Below are 22,487 nucleotides of genomic sequence, written 5' to 3'. Positions count from 1 at the left end.
TTGGTATGGAGCTGAAGGATCTGTTGCTAACGCCTATCTACTTGGCTATTTTCTACGGCATTGCGTTTTCAGTGCGTAAGAAATATACCAACGTGCTCACAAAGAAATACTTCATTCCGGCACTGTCGTTGAAGTTTCTAGGAGCTATTGCGCTGGGATTGATATATCAGTTTTACTATGGTGGGGGGGATACGTTTAACTACCACTATCATACGCAGATCATTTATGAAGCCTTTCTAAACTCGCCATCAGCGGGCCTGCAACTTATTTTTGGTTCTACAGAAGGCTACAATCCGGATGTTGCTCTATACGCAGGCCGTTTGTATTGGTATCATGCCAGTACTGAATACGCGGTAGTTCGCATCGCTGCTTTTTTTGGTCTATTTTGCTTTGATACGTACACCGTCATTGGGTTATTTTTTGCAGCTATGAGCTTCAGCGGCATGTGGGCTATGTATCTCACATTCCTACGTATTTATCCGCTGGCCTACAAAAAGCTAGCTATTGCCATCTTCTTCCTACCTTCTGTCTTTTTCTGGGGCTCTGGCCTCATGAAAGATTCAATTTGTATTGGAGCGTTAGGATGGGTATTTTATGGATTTTACCATACAGCTATTCTCAAACGACAAATCATCTTCTCCGCTTTGGTAGGATTGCTTGGAGTCTATTTATTGATTTCCGTTAAAGTGTATATTCTACTCTCCTTTCTACCGCCTGCCCTACTTTGGATATTCAACGAGAATAACCGCCGTATCAAGTCGGCTGCGGCTCGTATGCTGCTAAAGCCTTTTTTCTTACTGCTAGGTTTAGGTGCAGGCTACATTGGGGCTACCCAGCTCACTGAAGGTGATGCTAAGTATGATGTAGAGAAGATTGGAGAACGTACTAAAATCAATTCCGAGTACCTCACCTCGCAGGTAGCCAATGGTTCAGCTTATAATATTGGCTCCTTTGATGGCTCCTTAGGTTCAATGGTAAAGGTGGCGCCTCAAGCGGTAGTGGTCAGCCTTTTCCGACCCTTCTTGTTTGAAGCCCGCAACCCAGTTATGCTTTTATCAGCACTGGAAGCAGCACTGTTTCTATACCTAACTGTTAATCTGTTTTATAAAACTGGCGTTATAAAGAGTTTACAATTGATTGCTTCGCAACCTATTCTCACGTTCTGCTTTCTCTTTTCAATAGTATTAGCTATTGGAGTAGGCACCAATAGTGGCAATTTTGGTACGCTGGTACGCTACAAGATTCCTCTGATGCCTTTTTATTTGGCTGCACTCTATATTATGCAGTTTATGGCTAGTGCAAAGCGTAAAGCACGCCTTAATCAACCTCAACTGAACAATCCTAGGAAGTTGCGGCAATTAGCTGTTACGGAATAACGCTGCTCTATTGTGCGCCGAGCAGCTCTACCCATACGGGCACGCACGTCTGCATCGCGCATTAGTTGGCGCAATGCTGTTTCCCATTCCTGTGGGGTAGCACATATATTGCCGTTCATACCGTCGACTACCACTTCAGTGTTCATACCTACTGGCGAAACTAAAGCTGGCTCGCCTAGGGCCATATATTGTAGCGCTTTAAAAGCACATTTGCCCTGTGCCCAGGGGTCATCTTCCAACGGCATCACCCCAACGTGGAAGGCTAATAAATCGGCAATTTCTGTTTCTTTTCGCCAAGGTTGGTATACCAACGATTGTAGAGGAAGTGCAGGTGGCTGGTTGGATATTACCCGAAATTCAAAATCATATTCTTGCTCTAATTTCGCTAGCACCGGCACTATCTGATGTAGATACTTCAAGGTAGAGTGAGTACCTGTCCAGCCAATAACTAGCCTGTCTCCTACCTGCTGATCGCGCACCTGATTGTGCAAATGCACCGTATCAATCGTTGTTGGATTGACAATAGACTGTTTATTAAATTGTTGAGCATATGCACGCAGGTACTCATTGCCACAGCTGACTTTGTAAGCCCACCGGCAAATATTTCCTACCTTATGATGCCACTTGATGCCTGCTACCAGTTTATTGGCTTCTGATGTATTGGGTAGCCAGATAGAATCGTCAAAATCGTAAATGATTCTTTTTCCTAATAGCTTAGCTATCACCCATTCAAATACTGGCGGGCCAATAGGTGATGCTTCCCGATGAATGAATACATAATCGTAGCGTGGTACTGTAAACATCAGCCCTACCCGTCGTAGAAAACCAGCAACAATCCCAATTGCCTTGCGCAGCGTCTGCCCTGGCTTATACAGAATTTTCCAGGTCTCCATCGATAGGAAGGGAGCTAGATGCCATTGATGACCGTTTTCAGTTAAAGTATCTAAGTACTGCTCGAAGCGAAAACGCTGTGAGGGCGCTTGGCCTAATGGATAAGGCGCAACAAAAAGAATTTTCATGCGTGTGGACTACTGTTTAGTCAAAACGGTAGCATACAGCCTACCCAAACGTAGATAAGTAGCTTCTGGGCTGAACTTTTGTCGTACAAAAATTCGGCTGGCGGCAGCAAACTGCGTTCTTTTTTGTGGGTCATCAGCTAACGTTATAATAGCTTCAGCCATAGACCCTACGTCCCGATTGGGCACCAAGATACCAGAGCCCCCATTTTCAAACAATTCGGCTGGGCCACCGCAGTCAGAGGCAATAAGAGGAATACCAAAATATAAGGCATCCAAGCAAGTCAGTGAGAAGGACTCAGCTTCTGAAAAGTTCAGTACGATGTCCGCTGCTTTCATAGCCTTTTCTACATCTGTTACAAAGCTGCCGAATGAGACTATTTGCTTTAAACCATCTTGCTGTACCTCCCTTTCTAACTGCTCTCGAAACTCTCTATTTCTAGGCATTCCCATATCTCCACCTATAAAAGACAGCCTTAACTGCTTATTGTACACATAAGCTTTCTTGAATGCTGCTAGCGCAAGGTCTTGTCCCTTGCCCGGAATGTAGTTGCTCAGGTAGAGCAGCTCAACAGTAGTAGGATGGCGCAAAATGGGTACTACAGCGACGGGATATTGCTCTGTTTCAGGTATCGGATCGAAGACTACTTGCACCTTTTCTGCCTCGCTGAAATACGACCGTACTGCCTGCGACACACACACCACCCGATCAGCGAAACGCTCTGCTAGCCAACGCCACGTGCGCGCCAGTGGTTGTGGTAGGCTTTGAGGTAGAAAGCGCACATGCGTTACTAGCCTCAGCTTCCCTAAACTAAAGGCTTTCGCAACGTAGCCGGTCAGGTTGTAGAAGTCGTTTAAGTGAACCATGCTTGCGCCCTGCCGCCGTACTAACTGGCGTAGACGCCAACTGTTAAGTAGCAACAGTGGGAAGTAGCGCAATACATCCTCTTTGCGGCGGCTAATTTCTACGAAAGGCAGCTCATGTACTGCGTAGCCATCCCGCTCCAACACCGCTCGGGCTGTGCTGCCTGTAGGTACTATGTATTCAAATATAAACTGTCCTCGCAATTGCCCAGTAGCGTTTCGCATAGCGTTCAACGCTCCCGTTACGGCACGCGAATTATCTACGACCAGAATACAGGGGCGCGTTGAGGATTGCTTGTTATTCTCACCCATTCACTGTGTGGCTACTTCTTCAATCACTGCTATCCACTGCCGAAAAATCTTTTCGCGTGTGAAATCCTGCATACGTTGACTCGCTAGTTTACCAAGTCGGCTCCGCTCCGCTGGATCATGCAGCAAATTGGCGAGTGTATTTGTCCACACCTGCAAATCAGCAGAGAGCGTAGTTGGCTGGTTCAGCATAGGCATCAATATGCCATACGCAGCTGGTTCGGCTGCCCGGATAGGCGTAAGCGGCTTAGTCGTGGTAGGCGCTAAAATCTCCCGGGGCCCGGTCGGACAATCAGCGGTTACTACAGTCACCCCGCAAATCATAGCCTCTCCCAGCGCCATAGGAAAACCTTCCCACGCTGACGGAAATACGAAGATGGTTGCGGGCCTGATATACTTAAATGGGTTCTGCTGCATACCCATAAAGTATACATCATAGGCAGGCGTAAGCGGTTGTGCATGCCATGCTTCGTACACTCGTAGTCCAAGATTCTGCGCGTATGTTACTAACTCATTCCGCAACTCTCCATCTCCCACAAACACTAATTTAACTGGCATATGCTGTAGCAGAGCGGCAAAGCTGTTCAACAACGGCGCTTGGTTCTTCTGTACAGAAAGACGTCCGGAGGTCACCAGCACCGGTGCCGCTGCATACACCGCCTGCTCAGCGGCCGTTAGCGGTTCCTGCGCTTTGGCTTCAATTTGGGCTACCTCAAAGAAGTTATTGATTGTCAATAGTTTCTCTGACTTTACTCCAAATCCGTCAATCAATTCCGGATTGATGTCGCGGCTAACGGTTACTATGCGGTCTGCACGATTATACAATCCTGGCATTAGAATTTTCTTACGCAACCACCCTGCTGCCCCCCGAATATTGGCATCATGTAGCTTAGAGCCGTGAATACACAAAATCACCTTTTCCCGGCCCTTGCTAAGTAAATTGACGTAATCGGCTCCTTCAAGATGGCTGATACACACATCAGCGCCGAGCCGGTGCTTTAGTTGGCGTAGGCGCGTAACACGCCGCATAAAGTTGCGCACTTTATCCAATGGATTTCCTCCGCCGCCTACACCCAGGCTCACTTGTTCGTTGCCACTTGGATAGATATTTCCCCCTTCTTCGTTGAATACCGCCTCCGTGACGTTGTGCTGCTTGGCCAGTTCTACGCTATGATCGTGAAAAACGCGTTGTGCACCGCCTAGGCCCAGGTTAGGAATAAGCAGTAGGAGACGTAAACGCTTGGAAATAGGATTCATGCTGTGCTAAGATCCACCGGGCTTTTACTAGTTGCCACCCAGTAGTACGAAACAAAAGTAAGCACGCCGCGCTACTCATCTCGGCTGCACCTGAGCAAATAGCTTTTCATAAGCAGCTATACACTTATCCATTCGAAATTTTTCGAAACACTGGCGCGCTAGCACTTTGTGCGCTGCCAAGAAATCCTTCTCGTCTGCATACCGTTGCATAGCCGCCGTTAGCTCTTCCGGATGTGTAAGACCGTGGACATTTTGTTCAAGTAGTATTCCTGCTTCGCCTCCATCTGACACTGCCAGCATAGCTGGAATTTCTCCAATACGTGTAGCAACAGCTGGAATCCCGCAGAATAGATATTCTGCAATTGAATTAGGTAGGCTCTCCGAAGCAAAATAGCTTGGCAACAGCCCCACATCAAACAGCTGTACCCAATCTATTGGATTCTGTGCAAACCCTATGAAATGCACAGCTGAACTGGTGTTTTCGGCTTTCAACTTGTTCAGATATTCACTCTCCCCTACTAGGATGAGGTGGCTATCAGGCTGCACTTGATGCACTTGGTGAAATGAATCAAGCGCATACTGCCAACCTTTCTCTTGAATACCACGCGCTACCATACCGAAGACAATATCTTCTTCTTTAATGTCTAGTTGAGCGCGTGTAGGTAGTTTATCAACAGTAGAAAATTGTCCCTCAAAACCATTATAGATTTGAGCGTGCGCTATGTCAGCCAACGGCCGGACATCTGGTGTCGAGAATATCTCTAAGTTCTTTTGTGTAAGATAGACTAGACCCGCTGTTTGCGCCAAAGCACGCTTCGACTTGAACGTGACTTCTGCCTGGCCGGGCATATGCAAAAAATCCTCATAGCAACCATGCATAGTAATGACTACGGGCACTATTGGCTGTAAACCTGAAGTTGCTGCTGTTGCCACATAATCAGACTTAATAGTGTGGCTATTAACAAGTTGTATATTAAGTTGCTGTACAATACGTTTTAAGTGCCTTTCTACGAGTTGCTCACGTAGTGAGATAGACAGCTTTAGGCGACGCAACGCTCCCTGAGCTTTCAGGAGCAGCCAATCAAGACCAGGCAAACCAGCATCAAACGCTATTACAGGAATATCAGGAGCTATTCGTTGGAGGAGTTCTTTGTTGATATAGTTTGCATAATGACAATATAGCCACACTTGGTGGCCATGATTATGTAAAGCTTCAGCCAAGCGCATTGCAAACACTTGTGCACCACCTGTTCGCAAATCTTCAATAGCAATTAGTATGCGCATAGAATCAGCTATATGAAAGCACTTTTTATCAGTCAGTAGTTTTATTGTTGCAACAAGTTTTGTGATGCCTTTTTGTTGCTGACTAAATAATGCTTCTCTTTTTCAGCTCATCTTTTAAACTTCTAGCCCAAGAATCCCAATTTAGAATATCTTCATACCTGATACGGGCTCTTTTGCGCATCTGAGTATAACGTTCAGTATCCTTAAACAAATCACTAATTACTTGCGCAAAATCTTTGCCTGTTGCTGACAGCGGAAGCATCACTCCATTTTCTCCCTCTTTAATAAAGCTACTGATTCCTCCCACGTCAGTTGTTATAACAGGTACGCCGAAAGAATTTGCATCGCAGAATGCAATAGCAGCACATTCTGCTCTTGAGGGCAGTAGGAAGAAGTCAGCCGTGCGAAATAGTCGATCAAGCTGCTGTAAGTCTGCTTCGTTACCCATATTTAAAAAAGGGATAGTACGAAACCCTGGGTGCGTGTAACGCTGTGCATCTGGCGGCTGACACCCTACCACAGTTAGCTCAGCTTTAACACCCATGTCAGTCAACTTTACTAAGGTTTCATACGCTATATCACCACCCTTTCGCCCCCATTCACCGCCTAAAAAAAACAAACGGCACACATCACTAGGCACCCGTAGACTAATTTCTTGCGCTGTTGGCGGTTTAGGATAATTAGCCCCAAAAGGAATTACTACTACTTTGGCAGGATCAGCACCATAGTCATTAATGGCAGACTGTGCAGCCCATACTGATGAGTAACAGATTAAATCAGCTTTATTTAAGACCTTTTTCTCAATGGCATTGAGTTCGCGCTTTGATATATCCAGCATTCCCGACATTCCTGGATAAAAATCAATAAGCTGCCCTAGTGTCGAGTCTTCACAATAAACAATAGGAACTTTAGTATTCAGATAAGCTATTTCAGTAAATGAGGCGGGAGCTAGCAGCAAATCGAAATGATGCTGGCCAATTCGCCGTTCAAAAATTTGGCTATAACGCCGCGCAATCAACTGATTAGCTGCATAATGATACCGTTTACCAGTAAGAGGCTTTATAAGGCGTCGATTTAAATTATCTCCGATCCGCAACGGCCAGACCATAGGTACAGGCCCTAATGCTTCCACTGTTCCCAGATTACGCTCGGCAGCCCGAAACATAGAATAGTGGACCCCTGACCATGAACGACGATTCAATGGATCGGTGCTAGTCAGAAAACCAATATGCAGTGGTTTATCAGAATGACTCATATTTACTCAGTTGTCCGCTTATGTTTCTACTTTACTCTAGCATATAACCTTTATATTCTTATATAAATAATTTTACTTTCATCATAAATATTATGTACAGATAGCGATATAACTTCAATTGAAGCAACAATGTTGCATAATTAGACTTATAACACGTTAAATTTATATTACAAATAAATTACATACAGTATATTTTGATGCGAATAATTTATATACAAGAATACATTAAACATGTATATTATATGTATTCGTTCCTATAATTCTAGCTGGATTACCTGCAACTATCGCATGGCTTGGAATATCTTTAACTACTACAGATCCTGCACCAATAATAACATTATCCCCAATAACAACAGGGCCGATGATTATAGAATTAGCGCCTATATCGACATTGTCACCAATTATAGGCGCATTCTGATTGATTGACCCATCCTTATCCTTTTTAGTACCAATAGTAGTAGTTTGTCTAAGTGAGCAACCCTTTCCTATTTTCGTTGCAGGATGAACGACTAAGGAGTGAACATGCCACAATACTAAACCTTCACCTATCTGGCTAGCTGGATAAAGCTCAACACACAATATCCAATGAACAAACAGCCTATATAGAGGCTGATACCAAAATAATATTATAGATAATAATTTACTATTATTAATGTACTGTGCAATCCTAAAAAGTACTACAACATATTTTCCTTTCGTCGCATTATGCCAATTGGCCTTACGATCCTGCATGACAAATTTGGCAAAGCTCATATTATTCACTTTCTTAAGCAGGAGCTTAAAAGTACGTCACCTAAGTATTAAAACGATTGCAAATAAACAGTAAAACTTCTATGCACACTAATCACTTAAATAACTAAGGAAACAATCATTACTAATTATAATAGTTTATCCTATTATAAGAATCTAGTTATAGAGCTTATGTAGTTAAACCAGAGCATGTTATTGACAAGCTATATGCATTAGCTTAACTACATTACAAATGCAGGTTTGTATATGATCCAAAGAATCTCAATCAAGCTGTCTCGTTATGTATAAAATCATGAATATAATTTCTAAACTTTTTATAATTATACTATATCAATATTATTTTTAACTAATCTAATAAATCTACAGATTTACGATACCTCCTAGCAAGATCATTGACAAATAATCTGGAAATTCCAATGCTTAACTAGCCTATTCTGTAAAGAGAACTAACTTTGCTTTAGCAAATATGCTTTCAACATTATGTCATTATCAGACACCAAATACCCTGCAGGAATTTCGGTTATCATTTGTTGTTATAACAGTGGTAAGAGGCTCCCTGAGACATTAGAGCATTTAGCTAATCAGCAATTTAGCAAATATCCTAATCTTGCGTGGGAAGTAATCATTGTAGATAATGCTTCGACAGATGCCACAAGTCATATAGCTGTTACAGAGTGGTCTAAGTATAATTCTCCAGCCCCAATGCGTGTACTACTTCAACCTATACCTGGTACAGGACATGCCCGAGAGATGGGAATGGCAAATGTAAGGCATGCTTTTCTTCTTTTCTGTGACGATGATAATTGGCTCAATCCAAACTATCTTGATCTGGCCTATGATATCATGATCCAAAATAAGAATATTGCAGGGTTAGGTGGCTGCGGTATTGCAGTTTGTGAAACACCTCCCCCTCTCTGGTTTGAATCATTACAAGCTGCCTATGCAGTTGGAGGACAAGGGCCTAATCCTAGTGGCCCCGTTAGTTTAGAAAGAGGATTCGTTTATACAGCCGGTGCTATATTTAGAAAATCAGCCATAGATGCTATACTATCCAATGGCTTTCAGAAGTTACTCTCTGGCCGAACAGCAAAGAGTTTGGGAGCAGGAGAAGACGTAGAGCTTTGCTATGCTATTATCCTGTCAGGCGGTGAGATTCACTATGATGAGCGGCTGCAATTTCAACACTTCATGCCAACGGGCCGCATCAACTGGAATTACTTTAAGAGATTGAACAACAGCTTTGGTATTACTTTCCCTTTTTTAACTCCCTATAAGCTATTAATGCTAAAACAAACCAACCGATTCAAGAAAGGTATTCATTGGCTTTATATAAGCGCTGTATATTTAATAATAAAGGATATATTTTCACTATTTACTTCCCTATTCAAAGGAAATTATCATAGAACACGAGCTGATTTTTCTAACCACTTTGGCTTTCTTACTAGCTTATTACAAAACCATAGCAAGGTAAAACAGATCTATCGCAATCTACCAAAGCAACAATGGATATCTCCTGAATTTAAAAAAGAGATACACTAACGTCTCTTTAATAATTTTATGATCATTGGATAGTCATATAGATATTCTAAAATTCTAACTTTAACAAAAAAAGAAGCTGATTTTATATCTACTTTGTAATTCTTATACTTTCTTTCTTTACTCTTCGGAGATTTTTTTAAATAATCATGATATACATATCTAAATTTATTTTCTCCTAATATAGACCATGGCTTATGCAGGCCTGTTGTATAATGAATAATGTATTTGTCAGAGATAAATTCTTTATATTTTTTACGTGGCAAGTCCTTTGGTATATCATAGAAAGTCACATTGTATCCTCCAGCTAACTTATATACATTGCGATAAAGCACTGCATTTAGCGCATCTTGATCTACCCACTTTATTTTTTCGGGATAATCAACTAAAAATTGAATAGATTTTTCTGATATCTTTTGCTCTTTCCAAATAGGTATATTTATTAATAGTACTCCAGCATTAAAATAATACCCTAACTCATCTATACCTAAATCAGGGCGAACAGCTACCACAGTATCTAATACTGCTCCCGCCGGATAAGGACGCACATCAGTTAAATACAAGTCCTTAAGGTTTCCTACCACTACTGTGTCCGTATCAATATACAACAACTGTTCTACATGCGCTGGTACTAATGATGGAAAAAACAAACGGTAATATGTAGCTACTGTAAAATAAGAATGCTCTGGAATAATTAAATTTGTTAGGTTTTTATCATCAATATTATAATATTCTATTTCTGCCCCATGCTGCTGAATATAGTCTTCAATATCTTGTTTATCTTTATCTGATACTCCAGTAGCTATAGCATGAAAGAAAATTTTTTCATGCTGATTATTATTAAATACAGAGGTTAGGAATACATAAGTTGGTGTTATAAAATTCTGATCAAAAGAAATAGCTATATGCATGTGCTCGAAAATTAGAGTAAGTGAAAAAAGCGCGCTATCTATATCAACAGACGTTTTCGCGCTTGCAAGCAGTGCTGTTAATTACTATAACAAATACTACAAGCCATGTTCATGTAACCTCTGCTCTATCAAAGAAGCTACCGTTTCTGGAGCAGCTTGGCGTCGCCACCACTCTAGGGTTTTTCGATGTAAATCAAGCATATAGTTAGGTTCTGCTAATAACTGCCTTATTGTTTTGTGCAACTCTCGCCATGATGATAACACAACAAAGGGAGCCTCTTTATAGACAGGTACATTAGGTAAGGGCAGCGTCACAACAATATTTCCTAGCTGAGCAGCCTCAAAGTGCCGCATTGTTTCTGGATTTTCAACTCCTGCTGGACACAAACAGATTTTACTATCCTGCATATAATTAGCGTACTCGGATGGAGAAATTCCGTTATGAAAACCTGTGCTGAAACGGATAACGGAAGAGGGAAAGGTGGCATCAAAGTTAGTACCTAGTAGCTTTTTTGTCCTATGCAGCAGCGCAAAAGGAACTAGATAAGCTCCCGTCAAAGCGCGATAAAGATCGGCTCGGCCTAAGTGCAGATTACCCGAAAAGAACACATTATATTGCCGTGCCTCAAAATCTTTAACTTCTGCGGCAACAAATTGAGTACTAGGCCCTACAGCCAAATGATTGAGTTTACCATGTCCATGCAACTGTCCTGGCAGATACGTACGGAAGACACTATCTACTTCAGCTAAAAACGGATACGAGACATTTGGCGACTCATCTCCAACACATAGTACTACCTTCTTTTTACCATTACTTGCAATAACCAAATCATTACCTTTCCATTTGCTCAACTGAAAATATAGGTATAACTCAACATCAGCAGACAGCCTGGCAGATAGATTAGTTGCCACCTCTTTTATGTAACCAGACTCTCTAAATGAATAAATTTCCTCGACAGGATAATTACCTTTTATTTCTTGTACTTTATTCTTCATCCAGTTGTAATCTGTTTTTAAAATGCGTGACAGCTACTTCCCTAACGCTAAAAACTTATTCATCATCGTCTCAGACGCATTGAAGTCAACACGGGGCTTAGCGTAGGCATAAGCTGCTTGTCCGATTTTCTCCCAATCTGTTTGCCTAGTCCAGCACCGTTCTAAAGCAGCATCCAACGAGTCGGGCAGTGAGGCCTCAGCTATAAAACCATTTTGCCCTTCCTGTATCCACTCTTTTACCATACCTACGTTGGTAGCTACTACTGGACGGCCACTCAGCATAGCCTCTGCTAGCACCATTGGGCCAGATTCAAGTCGGGAGGGAATAATCAAAACGTGATTTTCTGCCCAAATTTGCCCACTATCCGCTACGTGCCCCTTAAATGTCACGCGATTAGCAATGGCATAGTAAGTAGCCAATTTTGTCAAATAGGCCAGGTCTGGTCCTGTACCGTATAAATTTAAATGCCATAATCGCTCCTGCCACTGTGGACGGGCTAGTACTTCAAATAGCACATCTTGACCTTTCCTATCAGAATCCAAACTAGCTACTACAGCCCATTGCGGAACATTACTTGATGGAAAAGCAATGGGCCACTGTGTTGGTAGATTGATAGGGTTCTGTACAATGGATAAATGAGGCAGCTTCGTAGCAATTTGACGCTGCAATACATCGGCTTGGTTTCTGGAAATAGCAAATACTTGTTGAGCATTTGCGTAAACTCTGGTGATTATATTCCGTTCCGCCTCACGCAGCTTAATAGGATCCTGGTATAAATGACAAAGCAGACAATAACGATACTGTTTGCTTAGCAAAAGAGGCAACAAATCCTCTCGATATATTATATCATGAGCTCCCCCTTGGTTAATTACAAGCAGATCAGGCGCGAAGCTCTCAATAGCCCGTACTTCTTCAGATCTTAGTTTTCCTACTAGTCTTAATCGATTTGTAATTCTAGATATTATATCAGCACGATAACCGGGTCTTCGAAACAGAATAGCACCATCCTGCTGTAGAGCAGCTAATTGCGAAGGAATCTCTGGCCAACGGTAAGTCGATATAAATACTGCATGTCCTTGCTGTAATGCCAACGCTGCCGTTTTCGACCATAGCACTTCACTACCGCCCCAGGGCGCATCCCCCATTGTCAAGATAAATGCTATTCTCATCGGAATGGAAAGTACAATAGGAAGCTTCTCAGGAAAGAACTTTCTCTTGCTTATTTATGAAGTGTGTAAGTGCTGGTGCAGATACCATTCCCAAGTTCTTGACAATGCTTCAGCAAAATTAATCCTGGGGTGCCAACCAGTATGCGACATAAGCTTTTGATTGTCGAGCACATTTAAAGGAACATCGAAAGGGCGCGCAGGCAGAACCTCTACATCCACTTCTGTTCCTACCGCAGCAGCTAGCGGAGCTAAAGCATCAAGTATCTGTCGATTATTCAGCCCATGCCCACTCCCAAGGTTATATACTTCGCCTGGATTACCATGCAGCAAAGCGGCTACAATGCCGGAGGCCATGTCGTGCACATATAGGTAGTCGCGCACTGTGCCGTTTTCGCCAAATAGGTTTAATCGCTTGCCATCAAGAATTGACGCAATAGCGGTGGCAATAAAGCCTTGTCCTGAGTACGCACGCTGGCCTTCCCCAAAAGCATTCGATGGACGTACGCAGACGATAGGCAAGTTGCGCGTCTCGTAAAACAAGTGAGCGTACTTCTCTATAGCTAACTTAGTAATACCATAAGGTGATATAGGATTGGTAGCATGCTCTTCATTTTGGTAGCTAGCCATCGAGCGCCCATACACGGTACCTCCAGATGAAATCCAGACGAATTTTTGTATAGATGCCTCAGCCGCTAGTTCAAATAGCCGTACGGTAGTAGGTAAGTTAGTTAGTATGTCATGAACTGGGTCCTGGAAACTAGTTTGGGGTACAGTAGCATAAGCCAGATCAATAACCTCATCAACACCTTGTAAAGTTTGACGGAGGAATTCATCGTTTTCCTCATTGACCAAGTATGTTACTCCATGTGGCAATGCGTTCTGTGGTAAACTCTTGCGACCTAGCACCAGAATTTTTCTCCCGTGCTTTACTAGCTCCTGTACCACTGCTCGGCCAATAAATCCTGTACCTCCAATAACGCATGTCACAAGTGCACGGGTTGACTGAGCAATCATTCTCTTGTATTCTTTAGAACTGGTGTTAGAAGCTATGTGCGCACGAAGGTACGATTCGTATACTCACATCAGTCATTATACCGCGGCTCCTCTACTCCAATCTTTAATCAGATAGTTATTACGTAATACACCTCTTAATAAACTTTTCTAGTGAGCTTTAACATCTATGTAGCTGACTCACTAGCATTTGCCTAAGTATTGCGTAACCAACGTTTCACTAACCATAGCGTATCACGGTTTAAAGGACCAGATAGCAAGCAACGCGATAGATAATTTAATACAAGGATCTTAGAAAACCTCCCTCGAATCAATCGACCAGTAAACTCTTGCAAAGCTCTTAACTCGATGTCCTGGCTTTGCTCAACTGGAGGTTGTATGGTTCCGAATGGTAACTGATTATGACGTTTACTTTGGTATTTCAACGCATTTCTCACCCAAGAGTCATTTAACGAGCCCCGTGAATGATGCTCTATCAGCAGCCGAAACGTAACGCAAACCCGTAATCTATGCGAAAAAATTTCTGTACAGTAGTCGATATCATAGAAATGAAAATCTGAGAAAGTGGTGGCGTCAAAAGGGTATTTATGCCATACTTCTTTCCGAGAGCACATCCACACACCATCTACTACGGCTACATCTTCTAACTCCTTATTATCTGGATTGCGTAGCTCCATTACTTGCTGCCCATTATCCAGAATATTCAATAAGTTTTCGCGACACAACGTTAGTCCACATCCCCACCAAGGAGCCGGCGCTTTCACTTGGTACATACCTCCAGTGACACCCAGTACTCCAATGGATGTATCAGCAAGTATTTCCGCAACAGTAGCCCCCCAGTTATGCGTATGAAAGCGAATGTCCTCATGCATGAAGCATAGTAAGTCATACTGACTGCGAGCGGCTCCTACGTTGTAAGCTTCGCAGATACCATATTGTCCTTTACTGTTGTCGATGGCAACAATCTCGTAAGGAACTCCGATTGTTGACGCTACGCTTTCCTGAACGGCCTGCAGAGCTTGTACGTCACGAGAGCAGATGATAATGGAAAGCATGTTCCAAACAATTAGTTAAGACTACCTAGCTAATAAACCGCTCAAATACCTTGCAGCCTTTGGAATTACTGCCTCTACTGTATGCCGCTCCCTTACTTTTTGGGCGGCTTGGTGACCAAAGGCTAATCTAGCTGCTGAATTCCGCTGTAAGTCAATAATTGCTTGCGCCATCAAATCGGTACGTAAATAAGGAATGATAATACCTGCATCTTGCTCTACAAATTCTGACATACCACCTCCTTTAGCGAAACATAATACAGGCTTGTTTAAAGAAGCGGCTTCTAATCCTACTAGACCGAATGAATCTTCACGAGAAGTCATCATAAATACATCACACATAGCCATGTAATTATAAGGGTTAGGTTTTGTAGAAACGAAGCGTATATATTTACCTAATCCGACACGGATAAAATCATGGTGTAGCTCTCGTGCTTCTGGTGCCTCAATATCTCCACCAAGCCAAATGAAGTATGGCATTTCATCAGCAATAAGATGAGTTTGCTGGGCTATTTGAATAAATAAATCAGGAGATTTATTCCAATAAAGCGAACCAGCTGTTAGTATGACAAACGCGTTAGAAGGAATGTCTAGCTCTGCTCTGAGTGCCATTGATACATCATCAGAAGCAATTTGTATCTCTGCTATATCTATGTAAGCGTAAATAACCTTTACCCTTTCTGAGCTAATATTATAGTTTTCGACTAAATTATCCTTTGTAGCTTGTGAAACTGCAAAGAACAAGTCTACTTGACTTGACAGCCTCAGAAAATTTTCTGGACCTACAAACCGATTAATAAGAATATTTAACTCGTGAATATGAGACACCAAAGGAACATGCAATATCTCCTTAAGCTCAACTCCTAGCGCCAGAGACACACTACTATTCGCATAAATAATATCAGGATTACTCTTCTTCAAACGCGCTATCAGAGTTGCTCTATGTAGATTTGGCACATGTGCTATACGTTTGATCCTTCTCCAACGATTAAGCCACAAGGTATTTGTAACAGATTTCTCCCATACATATGTTTCCCCTACTTGCTGAAAGTCGGCTAATAGCTCACCTCCCTTTATTAAAAGAATTACTATTTCCCATGGCGTATTCTCTTTGAGCCAACGCAACATGCGTAATAATGCAATTGGCGCCCCTGTGCGGGTAGCCTCATGAGAAACAAACAATACTTTTTTACTCATCCCCGAAATGAAATTTTAATAGATTAAATACAACATAATCCATCATCTAGTACACAATATTCTTCAATTAAGTTATTTCTTAATACCTACAGATTCAGGCAATATATAATGCTTCACCCATTGTAGTACATACCCTATATTAGCTGGCATACCATTATGCCGAGCTATTACTAAACAAGCGCGTGCAGCTGCTCTGTCATATGTAGCTTGTTGGTTATAATGCACTACAGCTTGCCAAGCATAAAATTTAATTAATGATCGGAGCTCGTTAAGCGGAATATTCACAGTGTATAAAGACGGAACAAAATTATCATCATTAACCAAAAAGCGTAAGTAAGACATTAGCTCGCTAGCTTGATTTACACTAAAAAATATGTTATATATAACTTTTCTTATATCTTTTTCAAAATTTGGAGTTAAAGCTACTGTCTTTGAAGCTTCATGCAAGCGAAAATATGTGAGCAACTTATCGAAAAGAAGCACACGACTCTGTCCGTACTTTAGCAAGTAGCGATACCAAAGATCTAAGTCCATGGTATAGTGGAATTGCTCATTTATATCTAATTCTCTAAAAATAGACGTTTTAAAGAAAGTAGAAGGCTGATTAATTTGTCGTTTTAATATCGTATCGCCAACTGTAGCACTCAGTCCCATCCTTTCATTACGAGTATCTAAGTGGGTTAGATTACTAACAAAGTAATCGCAATAGCCACATATCACGTCATAACGCTGTAGGTCAAACTTGCTTGCTATTGCATGCAATGCTCCTGGCGCTAGTAAATCATCACTATTAATCCAATTGATAATATCGCCAGTGGCTATTGCTAGCCCCTTTCGAATAGCATGGCTTTGCCCTTTATCTTTCTCGCTTACCCAATAAGTTATCCAAGGTTCATACTTCTTGATAACTTGTAAGGTACTATCTGTACTCCCTCCATCTATAATGATTAATTCGTAATTGAAATAATTTTGTAATATAATAGAACGGATAGTTTCTTCTAAATAATGGCCTTGATTGTAGCTAGGGGTTATAATAGATATTTTAGGGACAGTTATTTCTCCTGACATGTGTTCCTCAAGAGTTGGCAATTGCCATGGCCATCCAGATTTGCCTGGTATTTCAGGAATAGTGGGTGATTCAGAAAATGTCATTTGACAATAGATCAGATGAGAACGGATTGCTTCTATACGCCTACAATGCTGTCAACAATCTGGACAAACTCATGGGCAAAACGCTTTACATCACGGTTATAATTATATGTTTCGCGATGTAAACCATTTTGTAGTACTTCCTCTAAGCATCTTGTTAAGTCTTCTGCATCTTTAGGCTCGAAGAACAGTTTCTGCTTGTATTCAGCTAACTGTTCTTGATGAACAGCTATATTAGATGCTATCAAAGGAGCATTTAAGGATTTTGCATCTTCTACTACTGTGCTCCAACCTTCGAATAAGGATGGTTGAATAACAGCTACTGCCTGCTGCATAAGAGCAAGTTGATCTTCACGCGGAATAAAGCCTAAGAACTTTACTTCATTATGTAAAGTTAATTCCTCTCGCAAGTTCATTAGCTCTTCGAAATAAGCAGGGTTACGATAGTCCTGCTCTTTCCCTGTAAACACAATTAAGGCATCCGGGTGTGTCTGCTTGAGATTTGCTAAGGCTCTCAGAACTGTAGGATGGTTCTTGTGTTTCCAAAATTGATTGCTACAAATAAAATAAGGCTGAGCAATTCCGTAGCGAGACAAACAATCGTTCTCTTTAGTAGAGACAGGTTTACTCGTAACTGCAAATTGCAAGATGTGCTGCGCTAAGCCACTGTTAGGATAAATTGCATTGAAGTCATTCTGTGCTGCATGACTGCTAAAAACAATATTTTGAGCCAGCTTTAATATAAGCTGTTGATCTACCTTGCGAACCGCAATTTCTTCAGAAGAGAAAAAGGCAGGTAAATAATGCTCTTGAAAATCAGGAATCCAATATAAATGATATGGTATTCGACTAAAATATTGTCGTGATCCTGTCGGTAATGGAAATACAATATCTGCATCTGAATACAACAGACTAATAAACCTTTTCCTTAGTACAATAGCTGTTATTTTGTTCAGTATGCGTTCGGGTAACGATAGGGTTCGTTCAAAACGGCGAAAGGACCAGTAAGGATACTGTACAGCTTTCTTCAGCCGTACTTCGTCGGCTTCATCCCAACTGAAGATCAGTAGCTCTGGTTGTTGAGCATCAGGAAGCTGCGCCAAAGCGGCAACTAAGTTCTCGATGTAGTATGTGCCACCGATCCAACTTTCGTTGTACGTGTAAATTAACGCAATCCTTCTTCGTACAGCCATTTTACGTAGTGTTGAACTCCTTCTTGTACAGATACTGCAGGAACAAACCCCAGCTTTGTTAGAGAGGTGACATCAGCTTGCCAATTTATAGGGTCGCCGGAGCGTCCAGCTCCTGAGTAGATTACTTCTCCGTTGTATTGTAACTCTTGCAACAACAAGGCTATTATTTCGCCCACTGTTGTTTCGGTACCACTAGCTAAATTATAGGCATCACCATCAAATGCAGCATGTTTCATAACTAGCTCAATGGCGCGCACGATATCCGCTACGAATATAAAGTCGCGTGACTCCTTCCCTGTGCCAAACAGTGCGATAGAATTTGACTGTTTACTTTTCTGAAATACATCCCAAAGAAGCTGCTTTTGTAGACCTGGGCCGTATGCAGAGAAGATTCGCAAACAACAGGTAGCAACATCAAAGTACTGCGCATACTGTTTGCACAGCATTTCGGCCATCAGCTTGTGCTGACCATAAGGCGACACTGGCATACAAGCAGCCTTTTCGGTGATAGGCAAACTAATAGGGTTACCGTACACTGCTGCGCTCGACAAATTGATGAAGCGGCAATGTGGCGCATGACGGCGAATAGCCTCCAATACTTTTGCCACATTGTAAGTATTCAAGGAGAAATCCCGTAGTGGATGCTTAAGTGAATCTGGTACACTGGCAGCACCTGAACAATTCAAGCAATAATCGAAGCTTTCGGCTTCAAATATTTCATTGAAGTCAGAATTTGAGCTATCAATAACAAAGTACCGCTCATCAACATAATCTACCACTACATCACACGCCCAACAATCATATTCAGCTTGAGCAGAAAAATAGGCATAGGCGTGAGAGCCAATAAAACCTTTGGACCCAATGATTAGAATTTTACTCACAACTTCTGGCATATGAACGAATACATTCTTCCTGGTACTTGCTTTTCATTTAACCAAGAAGTTGAAAAACCATTCTTAATCCTATACAAGGAAAGAAGAATAGGTATATTTGCCGCAAACCCAATTTTATTTTTCAGCTCATTTAACAAGTAAGCTTTATTTTTCTTCTTTTTATCTTCTAAATCACTAGTTGAGAAAGGATAATAATTAATAGGTGAATCGTAAAATTTCAACACCTCTTTTATGAGCAGCTTAGCTTTGGACATAGCTCCAGTATATTCCTCAAGAGTAAAGGCATTTTCACCGCCATAAAACTTATGCAGTGGGTGACTTTCTAGAAACCAAGCTTTGTCTTGTTCATCAAAAATAACATGGTCACGAATAGTTATCAACAAGCCACCTGGTTTTAATACACGTGCACACTCAATTAAAAATTTATCAAGATCGTAAGCGTGATGCATAGCCTGCCGTACATACACTATATCAAATGTAGCCTCAGCAAAGCCGACTTCTTCAGCAAAACTTTCATATACTGTTAAATTGTCTAGCTGATAATTTTGTTGAAGCCTGCGGATAGCATTAGCTCCTACACTGTCACTTGAATCTGGCTCAACAACTGTTACAGTGTAACCACTTAGCGCAAAGTTTATGGAACTAATTCCATTTCCTGCACCAACATCTAATATAGTATTTGCACTGGGTGCATACTGTCTAATTATATCTATTGTTTTACTATACTCTTCACTAGCTCCAAAGCGTTCAACGTTCAACCGCAAATCTTCATCAAAATACGCTAGCTTAACCAACTCGGCATATTGTGCATTTTCCCGTATGTACGCGATGGTTTCGTGCCAGTTCATGTCGTATATTTTAAGATTCGTGCAGGGTTACCTGCTACTACTGCATAATCAGGAACATCTTTGGTTACAACGCTTCCAGCTGCAATTATTGCACCTCTTCCTATTCTCACCCCTTTCAATATAATTGCATTAAAGTTTATCCACACATAATCTTCAATTACAATTGGCGAAGTGTTAATATTTCCTTTATTTTCCCAATGGCCCGTTTCTACTAATGCAGTATATCGTTCGGCCCTCTCTACACTATACAATTCATGAGAATTAGTATCCATTATATTTACATTATGAGATATTAAGACATTATTACCTATAACAATCTTATCACCAGACCATATTCTAGACCCATGACCAATGTAACAGTTTTCTCCTATCTCTACTTCGCCTCCATATTTAAAGATAGAAATCATACCTCTAATATGAGTACCTTTTCCTATTCTAATTTTTTCTGGTTTATTAGAAATATTATCTATAACTGCTTCTGGATAAAACACAGCGCCTTTATTTAACACACTCTTATTACAATTTAACACACTCTTTTCATCATCAAGTTGTTTTATTAAGTCTTGAAAAGAATATCTAGTAAATAACCAGGTTAATATTTTTTTTACCATGGCAATTTGAATTGCATAAAATGAAGTATGTTTTACTTTGTTGAAAAATTCTTTATTTTAAAAAGAAGTTTTACAAGTAAAACTTCAAAGCTTCTTTTTCCCATCGTTAAAGTCAAATAAAAATCATCTGCTTTATCAAATAATTCAATACCTTTTACAGGTTCAAACTTTCCAGCAGGTTTATAGATAAGATACTTGTACCAAAATGGGGCATAAAATGTATGTGTACCACGAGAATTAAAACCAATATTCCTAATCAAACTATACTGAGGCGTTACACATATTGCGTCGTACTTAAACAATGTATACACCCATTGGTAGTCCCAAGCGTCCACAACATGTGCTTTAGTTTTTTCAAACTCGTTGAAAAAATAATTTACATACTCCTCATCTTTCAACGTCCTAGTTAACACCTTTTTGATTTCATCATCTGAATCTTCAAAAAAGACAAAAGAATATCTTTTCCAAGCACGTCTCCAAGTTGCCCACCCCCAAGTTGAGGGAAGTTTAGAGAGATAATAACTTGCACTTCCTCTCTTAATTCCACATTGTAAATTTCCTCCTGAGACATGCATTACCTTTTCTTCATCTTTGTAAAATTCAAGCACATCTTTACAAAACGAAAAGAAGCTTACGTCTGGCAGACAATCATCTTCCAGAATTATACCCATTTCTACATGAGAAAAGAACCAAGTAATGGCACTACTCAACGCTTTGCCAGATCCTAGATTTTCTTCTCTAAATAGGGTATACACATCACAATCCCAATCTACATTGCTGACAATTCTCTTTACCTCATCGCATTTCTCCTTCTCCCCATCCTTATTAGGTCGAGGACCGTCAGCAGCTAAAAAGAGCTTCCTAGGCTTAGCTTGGCGAATTCTTTCAAATACAACCTGAGTTGTATCTGGGCGGTTAAAGACTGTAAATAGAACCGAAACGTCAAGCATGATTTTTACCAACTTTAAAGCAGCAAAGTTTTTCTCAAACTAGAAAGCCACCTTAACAAAAGACGAACTAATAATACCTACCGGGTATTCTTTTTTGACCTTGAACCCTATCCAAAATTCTGGCGCAAACACTTCCGCATTCTTCTTATTGAGCGATGCTGCCCACCAAGCAAATGTGCTATTAGATATAATTAATTTATCAGCGTTCATTAATACTTGAAAATCCAGTATTTCTTGATCAGAAACAACAAGCTTGTCTTTGATGAAAGGCAATTTAGCTTGTGCGCTTTTTGCATCATCTGTAACCAAGACTACCTTATAATTTTCATAATCAGGTATTAGCTTAAGTGCATTTTCATAATATGAATCAGGAAGTACCATATTGCTTCCTCCAAGCAACTCTCCACCCCATACTGCATAGTCACCTATTCTATAGTGAATAGCAAGTACCTTTTTGTTTTTAAACAAAGAAGCATATTTATCAACAAATTGCTGTTCATAAATATGCTTAATTTTAAAAATATCCTTTAGACTTGATTTAATGCTATCTATGTACTTTTCAGATTGAAAATAACCAGAATAATACACATTGTTGTTGACTAAGTTTTTGGAAATATCTACTTCCTCAAAACCAGTTTGTTCAACTATAGGCATTCTATCTCTGTAATACCTTTTTACTATCCTGCGGAGGTATTGATTATCTGTTATATTTATTCTTTCGAAATATTTTTTTACACTATCAACAACTAATCGATCATCTATAACATAAGAAGTATTTAGCTTCTTACTAAGTGCTACTGCGAATGCATATTGAAAAAGTTGATTCCCAAGCCGACCGTTCAAACATACGATAACCATA

At 40.8% G+C, this 22,487-nt stretch carries 21 protein-coding genes; 2 read left to right on the top strand and 19 right to left on the bottom strand.

From position 1 onward, the window contains the following. The first annotated feature begins 5 nt into the window (after positions 1 to 5). On the top strand, positions 6 to 1,376 hold the full coding sequence (locus H8B15_RS12055; RefSeq protein WP_187319942.1) for a hypothetical protein: 1,371 nt from the start codon (positions 6 to 8) through the stop codon (positions 1,374 to 1,376). Here H8B15_RS12055 and H8B15_RS12050 read toward each other — a convergent pair. The 6 genes from H8B15_RS12050 to H8B15_RS12025 all read right to left on the bottom strand — a co-directional run bounded on the left by H8B15_RS12050 (position 1,328) and on the right by H8B15_RS12025 (position 8,114). Continuing rightward, on the bottom strand, positions 1,328 to 2,395 hold the full coding sequence (locus H8B15_RS12050) for a glycosyltransferase (RefSeq protein ID WP_187319941.1): 1,068 nt from the start codon (positions 2,393 to 2,395) through the stop codon (positions 1,328 to 1,330). The two genes, H8B15_RS12055 and H8B15_RS12050, sit on opposite strands and share 49 nt — an antisense overlap. Positions 2,396 to 2,404: 9 nt before the next feature. Next, on the bottom strand, positions 2,405 to 3,568 hold the full coding sequence (locus H8B15_RS12045; protein WP_187319940.1) for a glycosyltransferase family 4 protein: 1,164 nt from the start codon (positions 3,566 to 3,568) through the stop codon (positions 2,405 to 2,407). Further along, complete coding sequence (locus H8B15_RS12040) at positions 3,569 to 4,822, bottom strand: glycosyltransferase (RefSeq protein WP_187319939.1); 1,254 nt, start codon at positions 4,820 to 4,822, stop codon at positions 3,569 to 3,571. A 75-nt stretch (positions 4,823 to 4,897) separates the two neighbouring features. Then, positions 4,898 to 6,106 (bottom strand): glycosyltransferase family 4 protein, encoded by a 1,209-nt coding sequence (locus H8B15_RS12035; RefSeq protein ID WP_187319938.1) that lies wholly within the window; start codon positions 6,104 to 6,106, stop codon positions 4,898 to 4,900. 82 nt (positions 6,107 to 6,188) lie between these two features. Continuing rightward, entirely contained in the window at positions 6,189 to 7,361 is a 1,173-nt protein-coding gene (locus H8B15_RS12030) for a glycosyltransferase family 4 protein (protein ID WP_187319937.1), read from the bottom strand. A 225-nt stretch (positions 7,362 to 7,586) separates the two neighbouring features. Next, complete coding sequence (locus tag H8B15_RS12025) at positions 7,587 to 8,114, bottom strand: serine O-acetyltransferase (RefSeq protein ID WP_187319936.1); 528 nt, start codon at positions 8,112 to 8,114, stop codon at positions 7,587 to 7,589. 477 nt (positions 8,115 to 8,591) lie between these two features. Between H8B15_RS12025 and H8B15_RS12020 the strand changes: the two genes are divergently transcribed. Further along, positions 8,592 to 9,650 carry a glycosyltransferase gene (locus tag H8B15_RS12020; protein ID WP_187319935.1) on the top strand — a complete coding sequence of 353 codons (1,059 nt, stop codon included), beginning with the start codon at positions 8,592 to 8,594 and terminating at the stop codon, positions 9,648 to 9,650. On the opposite strand, the gene H8B15_RS12015 is transcribed toward H8B15_RS12020, so the two are convergent. From H8B15_RS12015 to H8B15_RS11955, 13 genes are all read right to left on the bottom strand, one after another. Then, positions 9,647 to 10,558 (bottom strand): glycosyltransferase family 8 protein, encoded by a 912-nt coding sequence (locus H8B15_RS12015; RefSeq protein ID WP_187319934.1) that lies wholly within the window; start codon positions 10,556 to 10,558, stop codon positions 9,647 to 9,649. The two genes, H8B15_RS12020 and H8B15_RS12015, sit on opposite strands and share 4 nt — an antisense overlap. Positions 10,559 to 10,654: 96 nt before the next feature. Beyond that, positions 10,655 to 11,554: a glycosyltransferase family 47 protein gene (locus H8B15_RS12010; protein WP_187319933.1), complete on the bottom strand. Its 900-nt coding sequence runs from the start codon at positions 11,552 to 11,554 to the stop codon at positions 10,655 to 10,657. A 33-nt stretch (positions 11,555 to 11,587) separates the two neighbouring features. Beyond that, positions 11,588 to 12,724, bottom strand: a complete 1,137-nt coding sequence (locus tag H8B15_RS12005) for a glycosyltransferase family 4 protein (protein ID WP_187319932.1) — start codon at positions 12,722 to 12,724, stop codon at positions 11,588 to 11,590. Between the two features lie 54 nt (positions 12,725 to 12,778). Further along, complete coding sequence (locus tag H8B15_RS12000; RefSeq protein ID WP_187319931.1) at positions 12,779 to 13,738, bottom strand: NAD-dependent epimerase/dehydratase family protein; 960 nt, start codon at positions 13,736 to 13,738, stop codon at positions 12,779 to 12,781. 191 nt (positions 13,739 to 13,929) lie between these two features. Next, entirely contained in the window at positions 13,930 to 14,790 is an 861-nt protein-coding gene (locus H8B15_RS11995) for a glycosyltransferase (RefSeq protein ID WP_187319930.1), read from the bottom strand. A gap of 21 nt (positions 14,791 to 14,811) precedes the next feature. Beyond that, positions 14,812 to 15,984 carry a glycosyltransferase family 4 protein gene (locus H8B15_RS11990; RefSeq protein WP_187319929.1) on the bottom strand — a complete coding sequence of 391 codons (1,173 nt, stop codon included), beginning with the start codon at positions 15,982 to 15,984 and terminating at the stop codon, positions 14,812 to 14,814. A 72-nt stretch (positions 15,985 to 16,056) separates the two neighbouring features. Continuing rightward, entirely contained in the window at positions 16,057 to 17,136 is a 1,080-nt protein-coding gene (locus tag H8B15_RS11985) for a glycosyltransferase family 2 protein (RefSeq protein WP_187319928.1), read from the bottom strand. Positions 17,137 to 17,168: 32 nt separating this feature from the next. Continuing rightward, complete coding sequence (locus H8B15_RS11980) at positions 17,169 to 18,326, bottom strand: glycosyltransferase family 4 protein (RefSeq protein ID WP_187319927.1); 1,158 nt, start codon at positions 18,324 to 18,326, stop codon at positions 17,169 to 17,171. After that, entirely contained in the window at positions 18,299 to 19,219 is a 921-nt protein-coding gene (locus H8B15_RS11975; RefSeq protein WP_187319926.1) for an NAD-dependent epimerase/dehydratase family protein, read from the bottom strand. The genes H8B15_RS11980 and H8B15_RS11975 overlap by 28 nt, the downstream gene beginning before the upstream one ends. Next, positions 19,204 to 20,067, bottom strand: coding sequence for a class I SAM-dependent methyltransferase (locus H8B15_RS11970; RefSeq protein WP_187319925.1), 864 nt, complete (start codon positions 20,065 to 20,067; stop codon positions 19,204 to 19,206). Before H8B15_RS11970 ends, H8B15_RS11975 begins: the two co-directional genes overlap by 16 nt. Further along, complete coding sequence (locus H8B15_RS11965; protein ID WP_187319924.1) at positions 20,064 to 20,678, bottom strand: acyltransferase; 615 nt, start codon at positions 20,676 to 20,678, stop codon at positions 20,064 to 20,066. Before H8B15_RS11965 ends, H8B15_RS11970 begins: the two co-directional genes overlap by 4 nt. A 32-nt stretch (positions 20,679 to 20,710) precedes the next feature. Further along, positions 20,711 to 21,628 (bottom strand): nucleotide-diphospho-sugar transferase, encoded by a 918-nt coding sequence (locus H8B15_RS11960; RefSeq protein WP_187319923.1) that lies wholly within the window; start codon positions 21,626 to 21,628, stop codon positions 20,711 to 20,713. 39 nt (positions 21,629 to 21,667) lie between these two features. Further along, positions 21,668 to 22,486 (bottom strand): alpha-1,2-fucosyltransferase, encoded by an 819-nt coding sequence (locus H8B15_RS11955; protein ID WP_187319922.1) that lies wholly within the window; start codon positions 22,484 to 22,486, stop codon positions 21,668 to 21,670. Position 22,487 lies beyond the last annotated feature (1 nt).

This window comes from Hymenobacter citatus, assembly GCF_014333615.1.
Lineage (GTDB): Bacteria > Bacteroidota > Bacteroidia > Cytophagales > Hymenobacteraceae > Hymenobacter > Hymenobacter citatus.
The sequence above is the reverse complement of the archived record's forward strand: the minus strand, read 5'-3'. Positions and strand labels throughout refer to the sequence as shown.